The organism is Microcoleus sp. CAWBG640 (assembly GCF_020883015.1).
Classification (GTDB): Bacteria; Cyanobacteriota; Cyanobacteriia; order Cyanobacteriales; family Microcoleaceae; genus Microcoleus; species Microcoleus anatoxicus.
Map to the genome: position 1 here is coordinate 37,509 of NZ_JAHRFC010000025.1, position 14,242 is coordinate 51,750.

At 45.2% G+C, this 14,242-nt stretch carries 11 protein-coding genes; 7 read left to right on the forward strand and 4 right to left on the reverse strand.

Annotated elements, in window-relative coordinates:
* Positions 1-177: 177 nt before the first annotated feature.
* The gene (locus AAFP11_RS14760) at positions 178-897 is read right to left on the reverse strand and encodes a hypothetical protein (protein ID WP_341737745.1); all 720 of its coding nucleotides are present in this window, start codon (positions 895-897) and stop codon (positions 178-180) included.
* Between the two features lie 72 nt (positions 898-969).
* Here AAFP11_RS14760 and AAFP11_RS14765 point away from each other — a divergent pair, with 72 nt between their 5' ends.
* Complete coding sequence (locus AAFP11_RS14765) at positions 970-1,560, forward strand: Uma2 family endonuclease (RefSeq protein WP_341737746.1); 591 nt, start codon at positions 970-972, stop codon at positions 1,558-1,560.
* Positions 1,561-1,703: 143 nt separating this feature from the next.
* Here AAFP11_RS14765 and AAFP11_RS14770 read toward each other — a convergent pair whose 3' ends face one another.
* Positions 1,704-3,239: a mercuric reductase gene (locus tag AAFP11_RS14770; protein ID WP_341737747.1), complete on the reverse strand. Its 1,536-nt coding sequence runs from the start codon at positions 3,237-3,239 to the stop codon at positions 1,704-1,706.
* Between the two features lie 16 nt (positions 3,240-3,255).
* Positions 3,256-3,987, reverse strand: a complete 732-nt coding sequence (locus AAFP11_RS14775) for a TVP38/TMEM64 family protein (RefSeq protein ID WP_341737748.1) — start codon at positions 3,985-3,987, stop codon at positions 3,256-3,258.
* A gap of 78 nt (positions 3,988-4,065) precedes the next feature.
* Between AAFP11_RS14775 and AAFP11_RS14780 the strand changes: the two genes are divergently transcribed.
* The 3 genes from AAFP11_RS14780 (at position 4,066) to AAFP11_RS14790 (ending at position 5,879) form a co-directional block, all read left to right on the forward strand.
* The gene (locus AAFP11_RS14780) at positions 4,066-5,082 is read left to right on the forward strand and encodes an isochorismatase (RefSeq protein ID WP_341737749.1); all 1,017 of its coding nucleotides are present in this window, start codon (positions 4,066-4,068) and stop codon (positions 5,080-5,082) included.
* A 225-nt stretch (positions 5,083-5,307) separates the two neighbouring features.
* Positions 5,308-5,490, forward strand: a complete 183-nt coding sequence (locus tag AAFP11_RS14785) for a hypothetical protein (RefSeq protein ID WP_341737750.1) — start codon at positions 5,308-5,310, stop codon at positions 5,488-5,490.
* Entirely contained in the window at positions 5,478-5,879 is a 402-nt protein-coding gene (locus AAFP11_RS14790; protein ID WP_341737751.1) for a PIN domain-containing protein, read from the forward strand. Before AAFP11_RS14785 ends, AAFP11_RS14790 begins: the two co-directional genes overlap by 13 nt.
* Before the next feature lie 178 nt (positions 5,880-6,057).
* On the opposite strand, the gene AAFP11_RS14795 is transcribed toward AAFP11_RS14790, so the two are convergent.
* Positions 6,058-7,080: a cysteine peptidase family C39 domain-containing protein gene (locus AAFP11_RS14795; RefSeq protein ID WP_341737752.1), complete on the reverse strand. Its 1,023-nt coding sequence runs from the start codon at positions 7,078-7,080 to the stop codon at positions 6,058-6,060.
* Positions 7,081-7,387: 307 nt separating this feature from the next.
* On the opposite strand from AAFP11_RS14795, the gene AAFP11_RS14800 reads away from it, so the two are divergent.
* From AAFP11_RS14800 to uvrA, 3 genes are all read left to right on the forward strand, one after another.
* Positions 7,388-10,156 (forward strand): HAD-IC family P-type ATPase, encoded by a 2,769-nt coding sequence (locus tag AAFP11_RS14800; RefSeq protein ID WP_341737753.1) that lies wholly within the window; start codon positions 7,388-7,390, stop codon positions 10,154-10,156.
* A gap of 179 nt (positions 10,157-10,335) precedes the next feature.
* Positions 10,336-10,965, forward strand: coding sequence for a 7-carboxy-7-deazaguanine synthase QueE (locus AAFP11_RS14805; RefSeq protein WP_341737754.1), 630 nt, complete (start codon positions 10,336-10,338; stop codon positions 10,963-10,965).
* 307 nt (positions 10,966-11,272) lie between these two features.
* Positions 11,273-14,236 carry an excinuclease ABC subunit UvrA gene (gene uvrA, locus AAFP11_RS14810; RefSeq protein ID WP_341737755.1) on the forward strand — a complete coding sequence of 988 codons (2,964 nt, stop codon included), beginning with the start codon at positions 11,273-11,275 and terminating at the stop codon, positions 14,234-14,236.
* Positions 14,237-14,242: the final 6 nt, after the last annotated feature.

Genomic DNA, 14,242 nt, shown 5'->3' on the forward strand with positions numbered 1-14,242 from the left:
TACGGGTTGAAGGTTTAGGCAGAATTCGGGGAAAAAAGTTCGGCAGCGGATTTTGTAACGGATGTAACGGATGTAAGGGAACTGCTTTGGCAGTTGTTGTAGATACAGGAAATTCTAGGTTCGTAGTCAGGACTTTAGTCCTCAAAAGAAGGAATAAAGTCCTTATTACCAACCCAATTAATTTGATTTAGGTGTCATTTTTCTGGCTTTGGTGAAGGCTGCATCAATGCAAGGTGTCATCGATCGCCTCACTGCATCTTCGTCTTTACTTTCATCTAAAACGCACACACTCTCTTTGCTGCTCAACTCGTTAGTTAAGTTTTCGTATAATTGACCTTGAGGTATGATGAATGAGATGACTACTCCCTGTTTTTCGATGTCGTCAACGAGGGTTTTGACTCGACTAAAATCGATCGCACGCTCCCCTTGACGTGGCTCAAAGTCATTGGCTACAATGGTGAGGATGCCTGGATTTTTGTTGGTTTGATGTTGTTGTTGAATGGTACTTTGACTGCGTTCCAATAAGGCAACAAGAGAGGTTCCGGGTTGTTTGTTGGTAATCGATCGCCCATTGTGTTGACATTCCCCCATTAGCGTTAAACTATTGGCAATGGAGATGGTTTTGGTGACGACGGCCCGATCGGCAAACGGAATGCTGACAGCGGTATCTCCCGGTTTATAATGTTGGCTGCTGAGTTGACAGTGGGTTTGGCGCTGCAAGGTGTAGCGATCGGCAGAGGAGGAATTATCGTCGGCGCGGTAGTGTACGATCGGTTGAGTGGCGAGTTCTGGGTAAATGAAAGCTGCAAGGGCGATCGCGCTGACACCCACAGCAGCTACAATCGCAGGAGATTTGTACCAAGCTTTCTCTGATTCAGTTGTATAATTAACCATCATAGGGACTTCTCCAATTGCGCTTTTGAAGAGATGTCGCAGGAGTCACCCAGTTTATGCAGTATTCATTTTGTTATGATAGCCATTCCCCAAACACCCCAAAAAATGTCCGTTGAGGAATATCTCGAATGGGAAGCTCAACAAGAGATTCGCCACGAATATGTCAACGGCGAAGTTTTTGCCATGACGGGTAATACAATTCCCCATAACGATATTGCACTTAACTTTTATACTGCATTACGCCCGCATCTACGTTCCACAGGCTGTCGGATGAACGTGTCAGATGTGAAATTGCAAGTCAGTTTTCAAAGCCGTTACTACTATCCTGATGTGATAGTTAGTTGCGATCCTCAAGACTTGAATTCTCGCACATTCATTCAGAATCCTAAAATCATTGTGGAAGTTCTTTCACCCAGTACAAGTGCTAAGGATAGGGATGAAAAATTCACTTGTTATCTAAAAATTCCGACTTTACAAGAATATATCTTGATTGATGCAGAAAAGATTTTTGTTGAGCGTTACTGTCGGGGAGAGGGCCGAATGTGGCTGTATTATTCTTATACTGCTGGGGAGATTATCACTTTATCAAGTATTGGGTTTAATTTGCCGATCGCACTTTTGTATGAAGGCGTTCAATTTGAAACAGAAACAGCAACAGAAGCATAAACACATATTTCATCTTGAATATCTGTTAGCAACAGGCAAGATGCCTGTTCCACAAAGACTCAATTTTCTTGTGGGGTGGGCTTCTAGCCCGCCCATAAAATCCTGTTTTGAACAGGCAAGATGCCTGTTCCACAATTATTTATCTACCGCGTCCAAGCCAGCCATTTATTAAACAAATTCTTCACAAACGGTGTCAAACGAGTGCGATTGTACGCATCCCCAGCTTTCCGAATTGCGTCAGCTTGCGTCGGATACGGGTGAATTGTACTCGCAATTTTTCCTAAACCAATATTGTTAACCATTGCTAAAGTAATTTCGCTAATCATATCCCCGGCGTGTTGTGCTACAATAGTCGCACCTAATATTTTGTCGCTGCCTTTCTTGACGTGAATTTTCACAAAACCTTCCTCTTCGCCGTCAATAATTGCTCTATCGACTTGACTGAAAGGAATCAAAAATGTATCAACATCAATCGCTTTGGCTTGAATTTCAGCTTCGCCAATTCCGACATGAGCAATTTCCGGGCTAGTATAAGTACACCAAGGTATCGTCAAAGCACTGAGTTTTTTGCGTCCAAAAAACAGCGTATTTTGGATGACCATTCTCGCCGCAAAATCAGCAGCGTGAGTGAATTTATGCTTCATGCAGATATCGCCAGCGGCATAAATGCGGGGATTAGTCGTTTGCAAATTGTCGTTGACAAATACGCCCGTTTGTGTATCGTAATCAACGCCCACAGCCTCCAAATTCAATCCTTCCACATTTGGCGATCGCCCCGCACTCGCAATAATCTCATCTACGGTGACAGATGCTTCCTTACCCTGAAATTGATAATAAATTACTTTGCCTGTATTTGTTTGCTCAACGCGCTCTATTTTGGATTCAAGTATTAACTGAATTCCTTCCCCCACAAACGCCTGCTGCACAATGTTAGCAGCATCGACATCTTCCTTGTCCAAAATCTGAGCATTTTTGTGCAGCAACACGACTTCCGAACCCAGCCTGCGGAAGGCTTGAGCTAATTCGCAGCCGATCGGACCTGCGCCAATTATTGCCAAACGTTGGGGTCTTTCCGTGAGGTTAAACACAGTTTCATTAGTCAGATATCCAGTTGCTTGTAAACCGGGAATTTGTGGTTGTCGCGCCCTTGCGCCTGTGGCAATTACTGCTTTTTTAAACCGGAGAGTTTGACCTGCAACTTCTATAGTATTATTGCTAGTAAAACGACCAGAACCTAGAAAAACATCGACTCCTAATTTGTGCTGATATCGTTGAACAGAATCAACATCGCTGATTCCCGCCCTAATTCGGCGCATTCGTTCCATTACAGCAGGAAAATCCACCTCTACACTGTTAGGAACATTCACACCAAATTTACTGGCTTCCCAGATATCGCCGACAGTACGAGACGAACGAATCAGTGCTTTTGAAGGTACACAACCGACGTTTAAACAATCGCCACCCATTAAATGTTTTTCAATCAAAGCAACTTTCGCACCCAAACCTGCGGCACCTGCGGCCACAATTAATCCAGCGGGGCCGGCACCAATTACTACTAAATTGTAACGGCTGGCTGGCTGCGGATTTACCCAGTCAGACGGATGTAAATAGGAGACTAATTTTTGGTTGTGTTCGTCCATCGGAGGGACTGTTACGCGATCGACTTTTGACTGCGACATTGGCAAATCCTGCTAATTAAACACTTTCTTCCAAAGCTTTGCTGGCGATCCGAGTGATCGAGACAGTAACAGCGACAGTAGCAATAAAACTGATGATATTAATCAACCATTTTACTGCTAAGGCTTGCGGATTTGTAGACCCAGTTTCCGCGCCGATCGCAGCCAAATCTCCTACCAAAGAACCGGAGTAAACATACATGACTGTTCCCGGTATCATGCCGAAGGAACCTAGTACATAATCTTTGAGAGAAACCTGGGTAATTCCTAAAGCGTAATTCAATAAATTGAAAGGAAATAAAGGACAAAGACGAGTCAAAAATACTATTTTTAATCCTTCTTGAGAAACTGCGCGATCGAGGGATTTAAATTTGGGATGAGCTTCCATATATTTTACCACGCGATCGCGCGACAGGTATCGCCCGATCAGGAAAGCAAAGGTAGCCCCTAAAGTTGCAGCCACAAACACGTAGATTGAACCCCACCACAGACCAAAAATCACCCCGCCTCCCAGAGTCAGCACCGAACCAGGTATAAACAGCACTGTAGCTAAGTTGTAGGTGACAATAAAAGCTACTGGGCCCCATAAGCCTAAATCCTCGATCTGGATTAACACAGTTCTTAAAATATCTTGAATGTAGGAAGATTTAGTTGCTAGAATTAAGAGAGCGAGAAAAAGGGCGATCGCAAACAGCAAGAATATTCGTTTAAAATTCACCCTAACAAAATCTTGAATCTTTTTTGTTGGCATGACTCACCCATAAATAGCTATCCGTATTATACTCACAACTTAAATCATTCGCCCAAATCCCTCCAAAACTAATCAACCATGACAGCACAGACTAAACTCCCAATTCCCGCTCATTTCGATAGCAAAAAAGTCAGCGAAGTCTGGCGAGTATCCTATCAACAACGCGCCATTGACGCTAAAAACTGGGCCAAACAACACAGCATCAAGCCAGCAGCCAGCGACATAAGCCGCATTTGTTTGTTGATAATCGATGCCCAAAACACTTTTTGCTTGCCCGAATTTGAGCTATTTGTCGGCGGGCGTTCCGGTAGCGGTGCTGTCGATGACAACCTGCGGCTGTGCGAATTCATTTACCGCAATTTACACTTAATTACAGCTATTGCGCCGACAATGGACACGCACACGGCTATGCAAATTTTCCATCCCATCTTTTGGATAAATGAAGCAGGCGAACATCCGCAACCTGCCGCCACTTCCATTACTCTAGAAGATGTCCAAAAAGGCATCTGGAAAGTTAATCCAGCCGTCGCCTACAGCATCAGCGACGGTAATTTTTCGGCACTGGAAAAACACGCTCTGCACTACGTCAAAAAACTTAGTGATAATGGCAAATATCCCCTGACAATTTGGCCCTATCACTCGATGCTGGGCGGCATTGGACACGCCCTGGTTTCTGCGGTGGAAGAAGCGATATTTTTTCATAGTATTGCTCGGAATAGCCAAGCACTTTTTGAAATTAAAGGTGGGAATCCACTGACAGAAAACTATTCAGTTTTGCGGCCGGAAGTTTTAGATGGATTTGACGGGAATCCGATTGCGGAAAAAAATGTTAGTTTTATTGATAAGTTGCTGGATTTTGATGCGGTAATTATTGCGGGACAAGCAAAAAGTCATTGCGTTGCTTGGACAATTGATGATTTGCTGACGGAAATTTTGGTGCGAGATTCGCAGTTAGCAAATAAGGTTTATTTGCTGGAAGATTGCACTTCGCCTGTGGTTGTTCCGGGTGTTGTTGATTTTACGGAAGCAGCAGAGGCGGCTTTTCAAAGATTTGCGGCGGCGGGAATGAATGTGGTTAAATCTACTGAGTTTTAGGTAGGATAAAGATAAGTACGCCAAGTCCGTTAGTGAACACTGCCGTGTCCGACAGAGTTTGAAACCCCTGTCTAATAGCTAAAGTCCTCTCAAAGAGGACTGAAGAACTCATTAGTCGTCTTCAGATAATTATGGCAGAATAAATCAATTGATTCTTAATCTTGTGATATCTGGAGAGAAATGGCTATGTTAAAAAGTTACGAAGCAATCTATGAAAACGGGCAAGTGAAGTGGTTAAGTGAACAACCTACTGTTCGATCAGCCCGTGTGATCGTGACCATCTTGGAAGAGATGGAGCCTCCTGTGAAACGGAGATCGCCTCCTGCATCAATGGCTGGTAAAGCAAAAATCCTGGGTGATATTGTCAGTCCGATAGTCGATGAAGAGGACTGGGAATGTCTGAAATAATTGTGCTTGACACTCATATTTGGCTCTGGTTCATTAATGCCAACTTCGATCAGTTTCCCACTGACTGGCGAGATCGCATTGAATTAGCCGATCGGGTTGGCGTTTCTCCACTGTCCTGTTATGAAATTGCTTTCGCTCAAAAGCGTGGACGATTGGCATTACTTTGTAGCGCTGAGGAATGGTTTCAGGGTGCTTTAAAACCGGCAGGAATTGAACTATTTCCCCTAACCAGCAAAATTGCAACCCGATCTGTTGATCTATCCCCTGTGCATAAAGATCCATTTGATCGATTGATCATTGCTACAGCACTAGAGTATGAGGCAAATCTTGCCAGCATGGATGGCTTGTTTTCTCAATATTCAGAACTTGATAACTGTCTGATGAAATAGCTAGCTAATGATCGCGTACAAACTCCTAATTTCGGGCAATATCATCAAAATAATACGGGATGTGGGAAACTCGCTAGGGAAACTAATTGAATGGAAACTAATTTATCCTGACTATTTTTCAAGTCTGGGTTCTTTTTTTATCCCTGTTTTTTCAAAACAAATATCTGATTTTTAATAGTTATTTGCCGTCCAATCTCGGCACGCCTTCCCAAAAATGGCCGCTTAACATTAACTCACTCATCCGGTCTAACTTGCCGCTGATTTTTAAATTTTTATCTTTTTGAAACCGCTCGATATCTGCTTGCAAATTACCAGAATTATATCCTAATTTAGTTAAAAAAACAATTGCTTGCTGATTGGTTAACAAGATATCGGCAGAACGAAAAATCGGCACGTATTCCTCTCGCCAAATCTTCGCAAAAGTTGCCCTATCTAAATAGAAAATCCTGCCCCTCGCCGGATCTCCAATGACAGCTACATTGTCGTTCATTCCCAGCAAAGCCACCGCGTGGGGAAGTTTGCGAGGGCCGTCAAACAGCCAAACTGCTAATATTCCGGGGCGATTAATTTGCTGCATTTGTTCCCAAGTTGGAGTCAGCTCAATTCCTTGCATTCCCAAAGCTCTTGCTGCTATGATTAACTGCGGCATGGAAGTTCCCAAACGACTGGTTCCGGCCTCCTTAGCGACACTCGATTCCGTCGCATTCATTCCCCAGCGTCTCAATACTGTTGCTAGCGCGGCGGGGGCGCAACTGCTGTTAGATGTTTGGCGAAACACACCGTTTGGCTGCAAATTATCGATTAAATCACCGTAAATTGGTGCCAGAAAATAGGCTTCGGCGCCGGTAAATCCGCCCAATCCCAGCAAGCCAATTAAGATTACTGCGATTACTTGCGATCGCGCTGTCAACCAACTTATACTAAACCCAATACCGCAGACTCCCATCAACATCACTCGCAGCAAAGTCCAAGTGACTCGCATCCCGTGCACGCGCCACTCGATCGGCAAAGCCGGCATTTGTGGCAGGTTTAGAGCCAGTAGCAGCAAGGCAATATAAAAACCTAAAAACAGCAGGGCGATCGCATTTCGGCCCTTGAACAAGTCATTAGCCGTCACTCCCGATCGAACTAACACCCGCCCGAAGCGCATTCCCCAGACCAACAGCACCGAACCCAGCACCAGCGTCACAAGTATTTCCATAAGTTCAGAATATGGTCGCTTAACTAGGTTGTAACACGCTGGGCGATCGGCTTGCACCCAAAAATCAAGAGTGGGGGAGTCTTCGAGGGGAGAATGCGACAGAATTTAAGGAATTCCCAAAATCTATTGCAGCAGACGGACATATCCCTTGTAATATTGATCTAAGTCATACCCCGTTAAAGCAATTAACAAAACATTAGGTCGCTCAATATATTCACGCTCTAACCAGTGCTGATTTTTATTAAGCCTGCCTATTAAGGAGCTATAAAAGCTCACTTCTACGCCCAGCAAAAATTTAGGAATAACTATGCCAGCAAAAGCCGCCAACGATGTAGACGTAGCAGAGCAATATTGGCACTACTTAGAAAGATCAAAGGTTGCAACTACATTAGAAACCAACCTCGAAAACGGTTTAGATCCGGCAGAAGTCAACCATCGCCAACAGAAATTTGGCTCCAACGAACTAACAGTTAAAGCCGGGAAACCGGCCTGGTTAAAATTCATCCTGCAATTTAACCAACCACTGCTAATTATCTTGCTGAGTGCAGGTTTAATCAAAGCACTGATTGGAGAATGGCTGAATGCCTCCGTAATTTGGGGCGTAACAACTACCAACGCGATTATCAGTTTCGTCCAAGAAGCTGGGGCTGAGAAAAAAATCGATGCCCTAGCTAAAGCTGTCACCACAGAAGCCACAGTCATTCGAGGTGGCAAAAAATTAAGAGTTCCCTCAAAAGAACTTGTTGTTGGTGACTTAGTAACCCTGACTTCCGGTGACAAAGTACCGGCAGATTTGCGCTTAATTAAAGTGCGCGATTTGCAAATAGATGAATCGGGACTCACCGGCGAATCCGTTGCTGTCGAAAAAGAATTAGGACAATCGGGAGACTTGGTTCTGCCGCAAGAAACCCCGCTAGCAGAACGCGATAACATGGCTTATGCCGGCAGTTTTGTCACTTTTGGGCAAGGTAGTGGGATTGTAATTGCGATCGCCAATAAAACCGAAACCGGCAAAATCTCCCAACTATTAGACAGACACATCGATCTCACCACGCCCTTAACCCGCAAATTCAACGAATTCAGTCAAAACTGGCTGTTATTCGTGTTGGGAATGGCAACCTTGACCTTCGCAGTCAGATTGGGAAGACCAGTTCCAGCCGGAGTTTCAGCCTTCAAGGAAGCAGTCGAACCCGCAGTCGCCCTGATTGTCGGCGCAATTCCCGAAGGCTTACCCGCCGTCATCACCGTTACTCTAGCGGTGGGCGTTTCCCGGATGGCAACTCGAAATGCGATCGTCCGCAAATTACCCGCTGTAGAGACTCTAGGCGGCGCTACAGTCGTCTGTTCCGACAAAACCGGAACTTTGACGGAAAACCAGATGACGGTGCAAGAAATCTATTCTGGTGGCAAATCCTACTCAGTTACGGGGACGGGCTACAGCCCGGAAGGTGAAATTCAGCTCAATCAACTGCCAATTAGTGTGAGTCAATCTCCAACTTTGGCAGAATGTTTGCAAGCTGGATTAATTTGTAATGACACTCACCTGGAATTCAAAGACAATAATTGGGTTGCGATCGGAGATCCGACAGAAGGAGCGTTAATTGCTGCGGCTAAAAAAGCTGAATTGAGTCAGCAAGTTTTGGAAAAATCCATGCCGCGACTGGATTCAATTCCCTTTGAATCGCAGTTTCAATACATGGCAACTTTGCACCGAACTCCCACTGGTGGCAAAGTTTTGTACGTCAAAGGTTCCGTAGAATCAGTTCTGAGCCGCTGTGGTTCTAGTCTGGATACGGAAGGAAATCCGGCCGAAGTCGATCGCGAACAAGCTCACTTTTCTGTCGATGAAATGGCAAAGCAAGGCTTGCGCGTCTTGGCTATAGCGAAAAAAATAGTACCCGAAAGCCAAAATTCCGTCAATCATTCTGACTTAGAATCTGGGCTAATTTTCTTGGGACTCCAGGGGATGATAGATCCGCCACGGGCTGAGGCGATCGCGGCTGTTCAAGCTTGTCAAACGGCTGGAATCCAAGTCAAAATGATTACCGGCGATCACATCGCGACAGCTAAGGCGATCGCCCGTCGCATGGGATTCCGCAAAACTAAGCACAACAGGGAACTGGTAGCTTATACAGGCGCTCAACTTGCCGAAATGAGCAAAAGCGAACTCGCCGAAGCTGTAGAAGCTGGTTCAGTTTTTGCCCGTGTCGCCCCCGAACAAAAACTCCGCCTGGTAGAAGCTTTGCAACTTCAAGGCGAAATTGTGGCGATGACGGGAGATGGTGTTAACGATGCGCCCGCCCTGAAACAAGCCGATATCGGGATTGCGATGGGTAGCGGTACGGAGGTTTCTAAGGAAGCCGCCGATATGATTTTGACTGATGATAACTTTGCGTCGATCGAATGTGCGATCGAAGAAGGGCGATCGGTTTACAAAAATCTGCTCAAAGCAATTAGCTTTATTCTGCCAGTCAACGGCGGAGAATCGATGACAATTTTGCTCAGCACCCTGCTTGGCCGAGAATTGCCGATTTTGTCGCTGCAAATTCTGTGGTTGAATATGCTCAATTCGATTACGATGACTGTACCGCTGGCTTTTGAGCCGAAGTCACCGGGAGTGATGCAGCAACAACCGCGATCGGCAAATGAACCTTTACTGACTCCAAATCGGATCAAGCGAATCATCGCTATTTCTCTTTACAACTGGACTGTGATTTTCGGAATGTTTGAATGGGTGCGCCAAGCCGATTGGGGAACCATCGAACTCGCCCGCACCATGGCCATTCAAGCTTTAGTAATGGGGAGAATTTTTTACCTATTAAGCCTCAGCCAATTGTTACCTTCTTTGATGGCTAAATTTAGCGGTTCTCAGGAAAAAGTTAGTGGTGCCCCCGCCCTCGGTGTGGGAATTGTAGTAGCGGTGATTTTGCAGATTATCTTTGCCAATTCTCCGTTTATCAATAGCATATTTGAGACGGCTCCCATGAACTTGGATCAGTGGCTCATTTGTTTCGGTGTAGCTTTACCCATGATCGGTGTTGCTCTCTCCGTCAACCGCTTTGACCCGCCTAACTAATATAACTTGTAGGTACTGCAATGTTCTCACCAATCGGGTAAGGTAGATGCGTCGGCTGTGCCTCCACTAGACTCCACTCTTCGAGGCACAGCAAGAGTGACATGGGTTCCCAGGAAGAGCCTGGGAACCATTTAATACTATATTCAAATAACATAATTAATTGGTTTAAAGCAGAAATTATGGTGTCTAATTTACAAGTAAAATTGCCAATTCACGAAACTTTTCAGTCTACCGTTCAAGGCGAGGGATACTGGACGGGGACTTTAGTTGATTTTATCAGATTGGCTGGTTGCCCTGTGAGGTGTCCTTGGTGCGATACTGGTTACTCCAATGGTGGCAAAGGTTTACCCGCAGTCCCACAGTCGATCGCCCAATTGATCGCTCAGTTGCAGTCAAGAAGAGTTGTGATCACTGGCGGTGAGCCTTTCCTTCACCGGGATTTACCTCAGTTAGTACAAGCTTTGTTAGCAGCCGATAAGCAAGTGAGTATTGAAACTTCCGGTGCTTACTGGCTAGATGTTTCACCCCAGGCTTGGATTACTCTTTCTCCTAAAGAACACGTCAGTCCTAAATATCCCGTACAAGAGCTTTTTTGGACTAGAGCTAATGAAATTAAATTGGTGGTTAGCACTGGCAAAGAAGTTGAATTTTATCAGAAATATTTGGAAATTAATGTAGATGTTCCAGTTTTTATACAACCGGAATGGAACTCTAAAGATGCAGCTATTCCGATTATATTGGAATTGCTAAAACAAAATCCTCGTTACAGGTTATCTTTGCAAACTCACAAGTTTATTGGCGTGCCATAGTTCCCAGCATCTCATATCAATTCCGGTTGTATCGGAATGATTTAACCGCGAAGGCGCTAAGGACGCGAAGGAAGAGAAGAGAAGATTTTGTATCACCTAGGAAGACCAAGGATAATTTTTTCTTTGTCCCTAAGCTGACCATGATTCGTACAGAATAGGGAACTGGATTTGAAAAATCAAAGATTCAAGGTTTTGCTTCACGGGGCGACGGAAACTTATTTGACAATTATTTGATATTCTTGAGTTTGGATGCCAGCTATTCCAAAGGCAGCGCTAAGATAGTTAAGCACTGTTTTGCACTACTCCCATGTCCCAACGCCCCGAAACCTCAAACAGCCAGCCAAGTGCATCCCTCAACGGGCATAATCTGACGACTCCTAACTCTCAGAACCAAAATACGATTCGGGTTCGTGGCGCCAGACAGCACAACCTCAAGAATGTGGATTTGGAACTGCCGCGCGATCGCCTGATCGTGTTTACGGGTGTCTCCGGTTCTGGTAAGTCTTCCCTGGCTTTCGATACAATTTTTGCCGAGGGACAGCGCCGCTACGTGGAGTCTCTCAGCGCCTACGCCCGCCAGTTTTTGGGACAGTTAGACAAACCCGATGTGGACGCGATTGAGGGCTTGAGTCCGGCTATCTCGATCGACCAAAAGTCCACTTCCCACAACCCGCGATCGACTGTGGGCACTGTTACAGAAATTTATGATTACCTGAGACTACTCTACGGCAGAGCTGGCGAACCCCACTGTCCGATTTGCGATCGCTGCATTGCACCACAGACAATAGATGAAATGTGCGATCGCGTCATGGCCCTTCCTGACGGTACTCGCTTTCACCTTCTCGCCCCCGTGGTACGCGGAAAAAAAGGCACTCACCGCAAATTATTATCCAGTTTAGCCACAGAAGGATTTAGTCGGGTCAAAGTTAACGGCGAGATTTTAGAACTTTCGGAAAATATCGAATTAGATAAAAATCTAACGCACAACATCGAAATAGTTATTGACAGGTTAATTAAAAAACCTGGTTTAGAAGAACGTTTAGTTGATTCTCTCTCGACTTGTCTGCGTCATTCAGAAGGAATTGCCATCATAGAAGAGTTACCAGCAGAGGAAAATTCCGAACCAAATCCACCCATCGTATTTTCCGAAAACTTTGCGTGCCCGGAACACGGCGCAGTAATGGAAGAACTGTCGCCCCGGTTATTTTCATTTAATTCGCCCTATGGTGCGTGTCCAAACTGTCACGGTTTGGGCAGTTTACGCACCTTTGCGCCAGAGTTGGTAGTCCCGGATGCGAAAGCGCCTATTTATTGTGCGATCGCCCCTTGGTCTGACAAAGACAATTCCTATTATCTCTCTTTACTTTGCAGTGTTGCTGATGCTTGCGGATTTAATATTGACATTCCTTGGTATCGTTTAAGGCCGGAACACCAGCGGGTACTTTTGTATGGCAATGAGGAAAATCAAACAAGAGAAAATAAGAAACGCGACCCCAATTCCAGCGATTTAAGAAGAGATTTTAAAGGTGTAATTGCCATGTTGCAACGCCAGTATGAAGATACTGGTTCTGATTTGATTAAGCAGAAGTTGGAACAGTATCGCGTTGATAAACATTGCCATGTTTGTCAGGGTAAACGCTTGAAACCAGAAGCACTTTCAGTGCGGTTGGGACAGTACGGCATTGTAGATTTAACCAGTATTTCGATTCGGGAATGCCGGGAACGAGTAGATAATTTAGGATTGAGCGATCGGCAATTTCAAATATCCGATTTAGCCCTCAGAGAAATCAAAGCCAGACTGCAATTTTTGCTTGATGTCGGATTAGATTATTTGACTTTAGACCGCGCAGCAATGACCCTTTCTGGCGGGGAAGCCCAGCGAATTCGACTAGCTACTCAAATCGGTTCCGGTTTGACTGGAGTGCTTTATGTTTTGGACGAACCCAGCATTGGTTTGCACCAAAGAGACAATTTTCGACTGCTGCAAACTTTAACAAAGTTACGAGATTTAGGCAATACTTTGATTGTAGTAGAGCATGATGAAGAAACAATGCGATCGGCAGATCACATTGTGGATATCGGACCGGGCGCCGGCGTACACGGCGGCAAAATTATATCCCAAGGAAGTTTAGCAGACTTGCTAGCCGCTGAAGAATCCTTAACTGGTGCTTATCTGTCAGGAAAGCGAGTAATTGAAACCCCAGCCCAAAGGAGAAAAGGCAATGGCAAATCCCTCTCCATCACCAATGCGAGGCGCAATAATTTAAGAAATATTAATGTAGAAATTCCCCTCGGAAAACTTGTCTGTGTTACGGGAGTTTCAGGTTCGGGAAAATCTACATTAATCAATGAATTGCTGTATCCTTCCTTACAACACTACCTCACCAAAAAAGTTCCTTTACCACCCGATATGGACGCGCTCAAAACCAAAGGTGAACGCTCTATAGAAGATGTAGTTGATAAGGTAATTGTCATCGATCAATCTCCCATCGGTCGTACACCACGTTCCAATCCCGCCACTTACACGGGAGTCTTTGATGTGATTCGAGATTTGTTTTCCGAAAGCATTGAAGCTAAAACCAGAGGTTACAAAGCCGGACAGTTTTCTTTCAACGTAAAAGGAGGCAGGTGTGAAGCTTGCAGCGGTCAAGGTGTTAACGTCATTTCGATGAATTTTCTGCCGGATGTTTACGTCCAGTGTGAGGTTTGTAAAGGGGCGCGCTACAACCGGGAAACCCTGCAAGTGAAGTATAAAGGCAAGTCAATTTCTGATGTTTTGAACATGACTGTGGAGGAAGCTTTGGAAATGTTTAAAAACATTCCTAGGGCGGGGGCTAGACTGCAAACTTTGGCTGATGTTGGCTTGGGTTACATTCAGTTGGGACAACCCGCACCGACCCTTTCTGGGGGCGAAGCACAGCGGGTGAAATTGGCAACGGAATTGTCCCGTCGCGCTACTGGGAAGACGCTTTATTTGATAGATGAACCGACGACTGGTTTGTCGTTCTATGACGTTCATCATTTGTTAAATGTGTTACAAAGATTAGTGGATAAGGGGAATTCCATTTTGGTAATTGAACACAATTTGGATGTGATTCGGTGCTGCGATTGGGCGATCGATTTGGGGCCGGAAGGGGGAGATAAGGGAGGTGAGATAATTGTGGCTGGAACGCCGGAGGACGTGGCGGCTAATCCTCGTTCTTATACTGGGAAATATCTGCAAGTTGTTTTGCAGGAACATCCTTTGGGTGAGGCTGTAGCTGTCACTTGATTCGGC

What these genes read in the sequence shown, in the direction of transcription:
- AAFP11_RS14760 (WP_341737745.1), bottom strand. Translation starts at nt 897, where the DNA reads ATGATGGTTAATTATACAACTGAATCAGAGAAAGCTTGGTACAAATCT.
- AAFP11_RS14765 (WP_341737746.1), top strand. Translation starts at nt 970, where the DNA reads ATGATAGCCATTCCCCAAACACCCCAAAAAATGTCCGTTGAGGAATAT.
- AAFP11_RS14770 (WP_341737747.1), bottom strand. Translation starts at nt 3,239, where the DNA reads ATGTCGCAGTCAAAAGTCGATCGCGTAACAGTCCCTCCGATGGACGAA.
- AAFP11_RS14775 (WP_341737748.1), bottom strand. Translation starts at nt 3,987, where the DNA reads ATGCCAACAAAAAAGATTCAAGATTTTGTTAGGGTGAATTTTAAACGA.
- AAFP11_RS14780 (WP_341737749.1), top strand. Translation starts at nt 4,066, where the DNA reads ATGACAGCACAGACTAAACTCCCAATTCCCGCTCATTTCGATAGCAAA.
- AAFP11_RS14790 (WP_341737751.1), top strand. Translation starts at nt 5,478, where the DNA reads ATGTCTGAAATAATTGTGCTTGACACTCATATTTGGCTCTGGTTCATT.
- AAFP11_RS14795 (WP_341737752.1), bottom strand. Translation starts at nt 7,080, where the DNA reads ATGGAAATACTTGTGACGCTGGTGCTGGGTTCGGTGCTGTTGGTCTGG.
- AAFP11_RS14800 (WP_341737753.1), top strand. Translation starts at nt 7,388, where the DNA reads ATGCCAGCAAAAGCCGCCAACGATGTAGACGTAGCAGAGCAATATTGG.
- AAFP11_RS14805 (WP_341737754.1), top strand. Translation starts at nt 10,336, where the DNA reads ATGGTGTCTAATTTACAAGTAAAATTGCCAATTCACGAAACTTTTCAG.
- uvrA (WP_341737755.1), top strand. Translation starts at nt 11,273, where the DNA reads ATGTCCCAACGCCCCGAAACCTCAAACAGCCAGCCAAGTGCATCCCTC.